The sequence below is a fragment of the Pseudoalteromonas sp. T1lg10 genome (assembly GCF_002964545.1).
In the GTDB taxonomy this organism is placed as follows: Bacteria; Pseudomonadota; Gammaproteobacteria; order Enterobacterales; family Alteromonadaceae; genus Pseudoalteromonas.
This window is the reverse complement of sequence record NZ_PQBV01000002.1, coordinates 55,352-67,268: the sequence shown is the minus strand read 5'-3', so window position 1 is coordinate 67,268 and position 11,917 is coordinate 55,352. Positions and strand designations below refer to the sequence as shown.

Here is an 11,917-nt window from a genome sequence, read left to right as displayed (position 1 = left end):
CAGCTTAGCAAAATATCGCTCTAAAGTGTATCGTTAGACAAAGCGTTTTCCAGGCGCATAATTGTCATGCAAGTGCTTGTCCAGCGCCAACAAAATATGGGCCCGAGTGATGATCCCCATGAGCTTGCCTTGCTCATCGCACACCGGATACATTTTCGGCTTATCTATCTTCATGTTTTCGGCGACCGTCATCACGCTATGATCAGGCGTGACACACAAGGGCTCCTTGGTCATCACATCACCAACCACGCAGTGTGCTTCGTTTTGATAGGTAGAATTAAGCATTTGTTGCAAGCAGTCTTGCTCAGAAACAAAACCAATGACGGTACCGAGATCATCGATCACTGGGCCACCGGTTTGACAGCTTTGAAGAAGTTTTTCCACCGCGCTTTCAATGGACATATCGGCTTTGAAAGTCACAGGTCTGTGGTTATAGTAATCAGCGACTTTAATAGATTGCATACGCACCCCCAAAATTATTAGCGCCAACATTGTAAATATAGTTGGCGCCAGGATTTTTGCGTAGCTAGGGGAGTAATTATTCGTCTTTAAAAATAGCCACATAGGTTGGGGTTGTACTGCTCTTACTGGCGCGATACATACCCGCCGTATTAAACGGCATGCTGATGTTGCCCTTGGCATCGACTATGATCACCCCGCCTGTGCCACCGGCTTCGAACATGGGCCCAAAGATCACCTCGTTACCGGCCTGCTCAATGCTCTTGCCTTGGTATTGCACTCGAGCACAAATATCACTCGCCACCTGATAACGAATAAAGTACTCACCATGCCCCGTGGCCGATACCGCACAGGAGGCATTATCGGCAAAGGTACCTGCGCCTATTACCGGTGAATCACCAATGCGGCCAAAGCGCTTGGCCGTCATACCGCCGGTGCTCGTGCCTGCGGCGATATTGCCGTGGCTATCGAGGGCAACAGCACCGACCGTACCCATCTTGTATTGGCTTGGCAATGCCTGATGCAGGGCCTGATAATCCTTGGTGGCCGATTTGGCCTTATCCAGCTTTTCCTTGGCTTTAAGTAGCGCCTCATAACGGTGCTCGGTATCAAACACACTGTTTTCCACCAACTTCATACCCTGCTGCTGGGCAAACTCTTCCGCCCCTTCTCCACTTAACATCACATGCACAGAATTGGTCATCACCAGACGAGCTAAATCGATCGGGTTTTCAATATGTTTGACTCCGGCTACGGCGCCCGCTGCACGGGTACGACCATCCATAATCGAGGCATCGAGCTCATGCTCACCCTCGTAGGTGTACACCGCGCCTTTACCGGCGTTAAAGTAAGGGGAATTCTCCAGCACATTAATGGCCGCATTGATGGCATCCAGACTGGCGCCCCCTTGGTCTAACACCGCATAGCCTGCTTCCACCGCTTCGCTCAATTTGGCGCGATACGCCTTTTCTTGCTCCGGCGTAAAGCGTGCCTTTTCAATGGTCCCGGCACCGCCGTGAATGGCGATGGCTATGGGATTCGCAGGGGTATCGGCTAGCGACGAAAAAGAAGAAAGACTAAGAAGTGCCAAGGCACCGAGTAAAGACGATTTCATATCTTGCTCTAATGATGGAAATAAGAGCATTCCACTATGCGCATTCTTCCTAACGGGCGCAAGCACTTGCGATAAAGCGTTTTCCTTTTTTCCGCAACGAGTTGCAGGCATAAAAAAAGCCCGAGTGGTTAGCTCGGGCTCAAAGTTGGGATTTTTTTACCTGTTACTTGCTTAAATCAGCATCAGCTTATTCAAGCGGGTTACAAATCCGGCCGGGTCTTTTAAGCTGCCGCGCTCGGCAAGCAAGGCCTGGTCCAGCAGTACCTCTGACCACTGAGTGAACTTGTCTTCGTCCTGCTCATTGTTAAGGTGCTTAACCAACTGGTGCTCAGGGTTTAGTTCGAACACAGGCTTGGTTTCCGGCACCTTTTGACCGACGGACTCCATAAGCTTGATCATCTGTGAGCTCATATCGTGCTCATCGGCAACCACACAGGCCGGTGAGTCCGTTAGACGATGGGTAAAGCGTACTTCCTTGACCTTATCGCCCAGCGCCGTTTTAATGCGCTCAAGCAAGCCTTGCACTTCCTTCTCAGACTCTTCTTGGGCCTTTTTACTCTCTTCGTCGTCCAAATCACCTAAGTCTAAATCACCGCGAGTGATCGACTGGAACTGCTTGTCCTGGAACTCGGTGAGGTGGCTCATCATCCACTCGTCAACACGGTCGCTCAGTAGCAAGACTTCAATGCCCTTCTTACGGAAGATCTCCAGGTGTGGCGAGTTCTTCGCCGCTTCAAAGCTGTCGGCCACCACGTAGTAAATCTTGTCCTGGCCTTCGCTCATGCGCTCGATGTACTGCTCGAGTGACACATTCTGCGTCGCTTCGTCTGTATGTGTTGAAGCAAAGCGCAGCAGCTTGGCAATGGCTTCTTTATTCGCCATGTCTTCCGCCGGACCTTCTTTGATAACGCTGCCGAATTCATCCCAGAAGGTTTGATACTCTTGCGGTTTGTTCTTACCCATGCGATCCAGCATTTTCAACACGCGAGACGTACAGCCCTTACGAATTGTTTGGGTGATCTTGTTGTCTTGTAAAATCTCACGAGACACGTTTAGCGGCAGATCGTTTGAGTCCAGCAGACCTTTTACGAAACGCAGGTAGCTTGGCATAAACTGCTCAGCGTCATCCATGATAAATACGCGTTGTACATACAGCTTTAAGCCGCTTTGACGCTCGCGGTTATACATATCAAAGGGGGCGCGCTTAGGAATGTACAGCAAGCTGGTGTATTCGGTTTTACCTTCCACCTTGTTGTGTGCCCAGGTCAGCGGCTCTTCCCAGTCGTGACCTACATGCTTGTAGAACTCCTGGTATTCTTCATCGCTGATCTCTGACTTATCACGAGTCCACAGCGCCTCAGCCTTATTGATGGCTTCCCAGTGACCCGGTTGTGCTTCGATTTTCTCGCCATCCGGGCCTTCTGATTCTGGCACTGGCTCACGGTACATCTCGACCGGAATGGCGATATGATCTGAGTATTTATTAACGATGCCGCGCAGGCGGAAATCATCGAGGAACTCTTTTTCATCGTCGCGCAGGTGCAGGATGATTTCGGTACCACGGCTGTCTTTGTCGATCTCGGCCAGAGTGTAATCGCCCTCGCCTTTTGATTCCCACTCGATAGCGTGCGTTTCACCGGCTTTGCGCGTGCGCACGGTTACTTTGTCGGCCACGATAAAGGCCGAGTAGAAACCCACACCGAATTGACCGATCAGCTGTGAGTCTTTGGCTTGGTCGCCTGTCAGGTTTTTAAAAAATTCTGCGGTGCCTGATTTAGCAATGGTGCCTAAGGCGCTGATCACTTCATCACGGGTCATACCGATACCATTATCGGCAATGGTCACCGTGCCCTTGTCCTTATCGGCGCTAATACGCACCTTGAGTTCGGCATCGCCTTCGTACAAGTCGCCATTTTCAAGGGCTAAAAAGCGCAGTTTATCTGCGGCATCAGAAGCATTCGATACCAGCTCACGCAGGAAAATCTCTTTGTTTGAATACAAAGAGTGGATCATTAAGTTAAGCAGTTGCTTTACTTCAGTCTGAAAGCCAAGCGTTTCTTTTTCTGATGTTGCTGTCATTTCTCTCTCCGTTAGCAAACAGGTTCAACTGAGTAGGTTGATAACCAGATATGCTCTTGTATATGGGGTGATGCGGTTGGGATTCAAGAGAGAAAAAACGAAAAAAGCGCCAAAAGGCGCCTTTTTGCTGGATTTTAGAGCAAATCAATCGTCGAAGGTAACCTGCTTACGACCGTTAAAGGCATGGGATAAGGTCATGCCATCAACCAGGTCTAATTCGCCACCGACAGGCACGCCATGAGCGATACGCGATGCGCCCACCTGGTATTGCTTACACAGCTCGGCAATATAATGGGCTGTGGTCTCGCCCTCTACCGTCGGGTTAGTCGCCAGGATCACCTCGTTGATCCCTCCCGCAGCCAGTTTTTGCTCGAGCACATCCAGGCCAATTTCTTTTGGGCCTATGCCATCAAGGGGTGACAAGTGACCCATTAATACAAAGTACAGGCCCTGATAGTGCCCGGTTTGCTCCACTGCTAATACGTCGCTGGGCGATTCCACCACACACAGCAGGCCGGAATCCTGGCGTTTAATATTACCGCACAGCTCGCACTGCTCTTGCTCGGTAAAAGTACGACAACTGTTGCAATGACCAATATCCACCATGGCCTGACTTAACGCAGCCCCCAATTGGCTGCCGCCCTCACGGTCACGCTCCAATAAGTGAAAGGCAATCCGCTGAGCCGATTTCGGGCCTATGCCCGGTAAACAACGCAAAGCATCAACAAGTTGAGTTAATTTTGGCGAAAGCTGCATGTAAATTCCGATTAAGCTGCGACACTGTGTAATTCAGCGCTCTATTATGTGGCGTTAAGGTACCAAAGCCAAGCGCAAAAGTATAAGGGAGTTGTTAGCCCTAGTTTGAGGCCGACTCGATTAGCTCTTGATATGGCGTAACTTTAAGTTCTGACTGAGCACTGTGTTTCTCATACAAGAAAGTGGTCGAGCCACCACCCTCTTTGTAGGCATTTAAAGGGCAATCATCGGAAAGGTTATCGCGAGTGCCGCTCAGCAACAAGTCGGCCTTGCCATCGCCGTTAAAGTCGGCGATTAATTGCACAAACAATTTAAACGTATCCTTGACCACGCCACACTCTCGCGTGTGTGAGCCAAGCACGGTCTCAAACAAGCGTGGGTTACTTTTGTTATTAACAAGCGAGAGCTCACCTAGGGTCTTGCCTTTAACCAAGGTTTCAAGCTCACCTTGTGCTTGCTGCTTCATTTCGTCGCTCTCAATCCCACCTGGTAATGGAATGATGCTGGCGGGAATATGGTGCCACCAATTGGCAGAGTCCATATCAAAATGATTTTCCTTGGCCACCTTGACCTGATCAAGCAGGGTCAACTCGGCGCACGCTGCACCGTAGACGAGTTCCCGGCCAAATTCCTCTCGTGATTTGCCATAGCAACCGCGCTTGATCAAAGCCGAATACTCATCGCAACTGGCATATTTTCTTAGGCTTCCCTGTGTATCCGCATCCGGGCAAAAAAATTCACCACCGTCCTCAATCATCCGTATAGAGGGTACCTTATATTCGTCGATTGCCTGGAGGGTATTAAAGCCTCGGTCGCCTGCCTGGACGTGAGTCGAGCCAAGCGCTAACAATTTAACGGCCAATACCATAGCGGTGAGTTTATACTTCATAACAGAGTGTCCTTTCTCTTTGGTTTTTTGAGGGGTTCTTATACCAATTCTGTTAAGTATGTGATCAGATATAGCGCTGGATAAATGATGTGATAACAAGGCGGAATTTTTCTTATGTAGTTATTCTACATAGAAAAATTCCAACGCGGTTAGCACGATATTTAGCCCGCTAGAATGATTAGCTACTTAAGTGAATTGGTATTCTTGTGGTGCCAATGATAAAACATCAGGGTAGATGTGGGTATTGGTCATAGGTACTAACAGGCAAAAAAATAGCGCCCTAAGGCGCTAATTTTTATGATGTTCTTGATTAGAAGGGTATTTTAAAAACAAAGGAGTTAGAAGTTATGATAAGTGCTGGTATGTGTTAAAAACCGCATTTCACCACTTTTCAGCGCGTTTGCTTCACTTTTAAAAACACCTAAATTCTAAATTTTTGGTATCTATTTGGTATCCAAATTTATTTACTTAACTCAGACTCAACCCATGAAGATTTTCTTTCAATTTTTTTGAAAAAAGCATTTCTTAATTGTACCGCCTCTTCACTATAGTGAGCTTCTCTGTGGTGATTTGGGCAAAGAGCTATTACATTTTTTAAATCATCATCTCCCCCCTCTGATAAAGGAATTATATGATGACTCTCTAAGTACACTGAGCCAACTTTAGTTATGAAACCCTTTGCATTGCAATACTCACAGTAGCCTTGTGCACGCAACAAAACCTGTTCTCTAACGACTCTACTCCTACGGTAAGAACTTGCGGTTGACTCAGCTTTTGAAGGGGGTTCTATATTGGTATCAATATAAGTAAATTGGTCGACAAACTCTTGTTGAGATTTATCTCTAACTATCTTGCAATTTCCATTATCATCGTAACTGTGAACATACCAATATTTTGAATCAAGTGCTCTGTAGTCAGGTCTTTTGCTACCTTCTTCCTTACCTAGCAAAATTACCCTCAGCGGTATTCTACACTTAAATGCCTTGGCTATTGATCTATCTAGATGCTTAACTCTCTGCTTTCTAACATTGTCACTGTTAATAAGTCTTGGGTTAAACTCGCATAGAATCTCACCGTCAATTAATTTGATTCGATCGTACCAAAGGTTCACTGCTATGACGTTTTCAACAAGATCTTCAAATGACCAGTTATAACAGTATTTAGGATTGCTGGCGGCATACTTCCCTGCAAAGTTTCCCCAATCACTGGTGTCAATACCTGCTTGAGAAACCAGTTCCATAATGTTTTGCTTTGTAACTGGTCTTAAATCTTTAAACTCTTGTTCAATTTTCATAAGTCGCCGCTTGTACTATGCACATCCGTATAACTTTTAAATTTTAGTTAGCGCGCTAATACTCTCTATTTAGAGAAGCTGACACTTCTTCAATTTCTGGCACTCCATAACCGTTTCGACCAATAATAGGTTTATACACGTACTGAAAATTCACGTTTATTTCATGTCCAGAATATGCTCTATCATCATCCATTTCGCCCTGAATATCCGCAGAGGCTTCCGCTAAGAAATACCCTTCAGTAGTTTTATCAATATCAATAAAATCTGTATGTTCAACACCAAAAGAATGTGCATTTGTCTCGGCTATTGGGCCACTAACAGCTTCATGATTAACTAGTTCGAATACATTGCTAGTATCATCTATAAATTCTTTCGCAACATCTTCCATGAGATCAGACGAAATAAACCTAAATTTATCGACTAACTCAAACATCCCAACTAAATGATCAAATAATGCACCCTCATCAATTGGCTCTTTGTGTTTTTGAATAACGTTCTTCAAATCATTCAATAATTGATTGTCATCATATACAACACAGGTTAGCTCTTCTAATTGCCTAATTGTAAAAGAATTATCAGTGAGCATTGCATCAACATTATCGTAGCCAAAACAAGTGGCTACAGCCTCTGACATTAGCCCTATTGATACATGAAGATCATCGTCCATTAATGACTTAGATAGTGTATCTAGAAATAAATAAAGTGTTGGAAAGTGCGAGTTCACTATCTCTTGATGGTGCTTTGCTTTAGCAATCTCATGAGAGTGTTGTTCTCTCTCTTCTTTACGTTGTGCTTGAGAAGCTTTAATTTTTTCTTGTTGTGCTTCAGACTCTGCTTTTTCTCGTTTAGCAATAGCTTCTTTGGATTCAGCGGCTGCTTTATCCGCATCTGCACGAGCCTTTTCAGCGTCAGCATCTTTTTGTTTCAACTCAGCTTCTAGCTTTCTACCCAAGTAAGGATTAGCAGGATCACCTTTATACAGTTCTTCATTTAATTCTGCCTTTTTCTTGGCTTTTATAATATCAATATCTACAACTTCATCATGCCGCCACTCTTCAGCCTGCTTCAATATCTTGTGACTTAGTACATTCAAATAGGGTAAGCCAAAGGCATAAACTAATGCGACTAATAAAGGCCACAACCACATACTACAATTTGACCACGTGACCACTTTTTCAAATGCTGTTAGCCTTACTTCTAGGTCACCTTTCCCCCAGAATAACAACAAGAAGTGCTTCCAGTTGAAAAGCACCCAGGCTCCCATGAAGGCTCCGAGTACAGGGCTTGTGATCTTTACTTTGTTATCACTGAACCAGCTTTTAACTAAATCTTTTACCATTCCTTGAATATACCTACATCTTCAGTGGGGATAACGGATACCGTTATTGAACAAACATCAGTTCGAAATCAACAACTCATGCAGGCGCTACCATTGAATATTTCAATGACACCCTGTTGAGTTTGTTGTCTTAACTTTTCGCCTGAAACACATAATCTAAAAAAGCTTTCGCTGATTTATGCCCTGCTTCTCTAAATTCAGGGATCGCAGCACCTAGTTTGTTAAAGCGATACTCAATAAAACCATTAGGTTGTGGTGAGAACAAAGCCCGCGTCTCATGCTCAGGGCTTTCTCGCATTTCACCTAGCCAAGGTTTTAATTGCTCATCTTCTATCGGGCTTAATGTAATAAACGTATCAACCAATTCAAAATTAACCGCTTGCCTATCACGGAGGTAGTTAACCATTGTTTGGTAGTAACCACGCATCGCATAACTTCGCGCTATTTCTGACACCGTAACTAAAAAAGGATAAGGCCCTACTGAGTCATAAAAATTTAGGTCTTTATGGTGAAGACTAAAGTCATTTACATCGAACTGCTCAAATTCATCAAAGCCTGCCAAATCATCAAGATTACTCTCAATAAAATTAAGCGCTTCATCTACTAACATAAGTAAGTCTGCATAGTGACTATCTTGCAGGCATTGTTGATAAAGCTGAATAAAGCAATTCAAGGCAACATCATTGTCATTAAGTGATAGCTTACCCTGTGCAAACTCTACTAAAAAGTGACGTGCCAGCGCTTTATCAGCCAAGATATAATCAGCTGAATCTTGGTACAAAAGCCCATGATTAAATAGGTCATCGGGTGATTTAGTCAATGGGTAAACAGATGCCTGCTGCACGTTATAGCTGAAGATATCAGCCTTAGCGAGCGCTTCCATATCTCTATCAAGTAACATGGTAATGCGATTGGATACCGCTTCTAACAATACTTGGTGTTTTGTTTGCACACCAAGTTGTTCAAATGTATCCAATGCTTTTTCTAGCAAAGCTATGGTTGCATCAACATTGCTGGCTTGCATTGCCCTAGTTAGATCAGAGGCGAGTTGCGCTTCTTGTGTCACTGGGTTGTTATCCTTAATCTTATTATTCTCTCTTTGTCATCTTAAACAGCGACGGTTTCAGCCGCTTGTAAAGCTTCATCAACTTCTTTATCAAGTTTACTCAACACCAACTCGCCACGAAACGCTTTTGCCAGTATTGATTGCGTCAGTTTGTCTAAGCGAGCTTTGGCGGCGCTGTATTGCTTTTCTACTACATTAGCGTGTTCAAACAGTTCATTTGCAACCCTAACTATCTCAAACTTCTCTTGTTCACTAGGAAACAATAAATCAATATCTAGTAGTGCTTTCTGTCCAATGTTTCTCATTGATTGCTGGTTACCAGTGGCGCGACTTTCAATTTCTTTCCTACCTGATGGCGACCTCAAAAAGATGTTCAACCATTCTTTATCGCTATCATTCATTACCAAACGGAGAACTTTATCACTTAGCATTAGATTCCTATTGGTTTCGTGAACTATTACTGGCATCCCCAACAATTCGAGAGTGTTGGCTCTGGAAATTAAAAAATCCCCTACTTGTACTCTTCTATTTTCTAGGAATAGTGAGTTGTCGTTTAAGGTCTTACTTTCGTCTTCGTTATAAACACCCCAAGTCACAGCGCTAATTTTAATTATTCCAAATTCATTTGCTTCTGGAGGACGCTCTTGGCATTTGATATTTTTGCCAGCTTCAATTTTTTCAACAATGTCTGAGACTTTAATTGTTGCCCAATCTGGAACTTGATTCTCATCGTGCCAGTCTTTGGTGAGCTCGCCGGAGGTTGCGGCGGCGAGGACGGATTGGCGGAAGCGTTTTAGGATGGTTGGGATTTTATCGAGGCGAGCTTGCGCTGCTTCGACTTTGGCTAATACTGAATCCAGTTTATCTGCAATGCGTTTTTGATCTATAAAAGGAGCTAAGTTTACCTCGATTTCGGCCAAATCCTTTGCTGAAATATTGGGCTGCGCAGCTCCATAAGCCTTTTTGAGAATTTCTTTTTGAAGGCTTTTAATCAAGTAATTGCGAAATCTTGGACAAGAATTCTCTTCATCTACCAGTTTTAGATTTCCAACTCGCTGATTCTGGTAAGCTTCTACATCTGAGTTAAATACACCTGTTTTACCTGTTGTCGCTCCCGACATAGCGATAAGTAAATCGCCCTTAGTTACCAAAAACTTTGAATTTATTTTTGACGAGTCAATATGCGAAGCGGCTTCAGTGGATGCTTTACCATTTTGTATATCTGAAATTCGCACTACTGGAACAGTATTTTCTCCAGCTTCTACATAATCTTTACTTTTAAAAGCAAAACCGTTTTTAAGCTTTACAAATTCACCTAAAGTAGATTTTGTCCATCCTATGGGCAATTGGCTCATACAACAACCTCGTCAGTTTCTTCTGCTGCATCTAGCTCTACTAAAATAGACTGTAAATCGGTAATCGCTCCTGCTAGCTCTTCTATCGCTTCATTAATCAACACATCCGGCTCTGGCAAGTTGGCAGCATCTTCAATGCTGTCATCACGAATCCAAGCAAGGTCGAGTGAATCGTCTTTTGCGGTAATTTCTTCACGGGTGAAACAACGTAAGCGGCAGGTATCAACATCACCCACATCACTGCCGTCTTTATGCTTATCAATAAAGGCTTGGCGCTTAGCTTCATCTACTTGAGTTAAATCACTGCCAACGGCTTGATAAAACTCTGCGAAGTGGGCTTTGGTTAAAACGGTGCGTTTACCAAATTGTGGCATATTGGCACGAAGATCATAGACCCATACTTTTTTGGTGTTACCTTTGTCTTTGTTAATATCTGCTGGCTTTTCAAAAAATAGCACGTTGGTTTTTACACCTGCTGCGTAGAAGATACCCGTTGGTAGTCTTAAAATCGTATGCAGGTTGCACTTTTCCATTAAATCGTTGCGAATTTTGCGCCCAGTTGAGCCTTCAAATAATACATTGTCGGGTAAAACGACTGCGGCGCGGCCGCCTGGCTTTAACATGCTGTGGTACATGGCATGTAAGAACGCGAGCTGCTTATTAGAAGTGTAATGCACTAAGTCATCACGAGTGGGCACTCCCCCACCTTGCTTTGTACCAAAAGGTGGATTTGCCAATATAACGCTCGCTTTTGGTAAAGCTTTGCCCTCGTTAGACAAGGTATCACCAAACAAAACGCCTGCATTGTTATCGTCTACCGCTAGGTCGTGCAGCATCAGGTTCATCATCGCTAGGCGACGCGTATCTGGCACTAGCTCCATACCAAAAAAGGTTTGATGTTGGTAGTGGTCGTAGTCTTGCTCATCTAACCCTGTTACATCAAAGTTTTCTTCCATGTATTGGTGTGCCGCAATTAAGAAACCACCAGTGCCAGCGGTTGGGTCTACAATCACATCCCCCTTTTGACCATTGCGTTTGTCTTTTGGTGTCGGTTTTAACAGTTCGACCATTACCTCAATCAATACGCGCGGTGTGAAGTATTGGCCTGCGCCTGACTTTTTCTCGCTGGCGTTAATTTCTAACAAGCCTTCGTACATATCGCCTAAACCTTCTTGCTTAGCCGAGTACCAATCTAGGTTATCAATTTCGGTAACGAGTTTATTGAGCGTTGCAGGTTTACGAATACAGGTGGCTGCGTTGGCAAAGATTGCTTTAGTGATTAATGACCCATGAGAGCCTAAGTGAATAAGCAACTTTTTATATTCTTCGAGGCGAGTTGCAGCGTTAAACTTTTCTATATCAGACCAGCGGTATCCCTCTGGGATGAGTTCATCTTGGCCTGTTTCTTCGACCATTTTTAAAAAGATAAGGTAGGTCAGCTCATTGAGGTACTCGTGGTAGGTAACACCATCGTCACGTAATAGGTTACAAAGGTTCCAGAGTTTGTTAATTAAATCTTGTGTGCTCATACTACTGCTCTTAAAAAGTGTCGGGGCTAATATCCGA

General features: G+C 44.4%; 10 protein-coding genes. All 10 read right to left on the bottom strand.

The genetic code is table 11. The features are described from left to right. Positions 1-33: 33 nt before the first annotated feature. The 10 genes from C2M17_RS01720 to C2M17_RS01675 all read right to left on the bottom strand — a co-directional run bounded on the left by C2M17_RS01720 (position 34) and on the right by C2M17_RS01675 (position 11,880). Positions 34-462, bottom strand: coding sequence for a CBS domain-containing protein (locus C2M17_RS01720; protein ID WP_105199158.1), 429 nt, complete (start codon positions 460-462; stop codon positions 34-36). 76 nt (positions 463-538) lie between these two features. Further along, positions 539-1,573 carry an isoaspartyl peptidase/L-asparaginase family protein gene (locus C2M17_RS01715; protein ID WP_105199248.1) on the bottom strand — a complete coding sequence of 345 codons (1,035 nt, stop codon included), beginning with the start codon at positions 1,571-1,573 and terminating at the stop codon, positions 539-541. 171 nt (positions 1,574-1,744) lie between these two features. Further along, positions 1,745-3,652 (bottom strand): molecular chaperone HtpG, encoded by a 1,908-nt coding sequence (gene htpG, locus C2M17_RS01710; protein WP_105199157.1) that lies wholly within the window; start codon positions 3,650-3,652, stop codon positions 1,745-1,747. 144 nt (positions 3,653-3,796) lie between these two features. Further along, complete coding sequence (gene recR / locus C2M17_RS01705; protein ID WP_105199156.1) at positions 3,797-4,408, bottom strand: recombination mediator RecR; 612 nt, start codon at positions 4,406-4,408, stop codon at positions 3,797-3,799. A gap of 100 nt (positions 4,409-4,508) precedes the next feature. Continuing rightward, complete coding sequence (locus C2M17_RS01700; RefSeq protein WP_105199155.1) at positions 4,509-5,297, bottom strand: hypothetical protein; 789 nt, start codon at positions 5,295-5,297, stop codon at positions 4,509-4,511. A gap of 460 nt (positions 5,298-5,757) precedes the next feature. Continuing rightward, positions 5,758-6,591, bottom strand: coding sequence for an HNH endonuclease (locus C2M17_RS01695; protein WP_105199154.1), 834 nt, complete (start codon positions 6,589-6,591; stop codon positions 5,758-5,760). A gap of 55 nt (positions 6,592-6,646) precedes the next feature. After that, positions 6,647-7,930, bottom strand: a complete 1,284-nt coding sequence (locus tag C2M17_RS01690; protein ID WP_105199153.1) for a hypothetical protein — start codon at positions 7,928-7,930, stop codon at positions 6,647-6,649. A 130-nt stretch (positions 7,931-8,060) separates the two neighbouring features. Continuing rightward, entirely contained in the window at positions 8,061-8,996 is a 936-nt protein-coding gene (locus tag C2M17_RS01685; protein WP_158683961.1) for a hypothetical protein, read from the bottom strand. A 41-nt stretch (positions 8,997-9,037) separates the two neighbouring features. Beyond that, positions 9,038-10,351: a restriction endonuclease subunit S gene (locus tag C2M17_RS01680; RefSeq protein ID WP_105199151.1), complete on the bottom strand. Its 1,314-nt coding sequence runs from the start codon at positions 10,349-10,351 to the stop codon at positions 9,038-9,040. Continuing rightward, positions 10,348-11,880, bottom strand: a complete 1,533-nt coding sequence (locus tag C2M17_RS01675; RefSeq protein WP_105199150.1) for a class I SAM-dependent DNA methyltransferase — start codon at positions 11,878-11,880, stop codon at positions 10,348-10,350. Before C2M17_RS01675 ends, C2M17_RS01680 begins: the two co-directional genes overlap by 4 nt. Between the last annotated feature and the right edge of the window lie 37 nt (positions 11,881-11,917).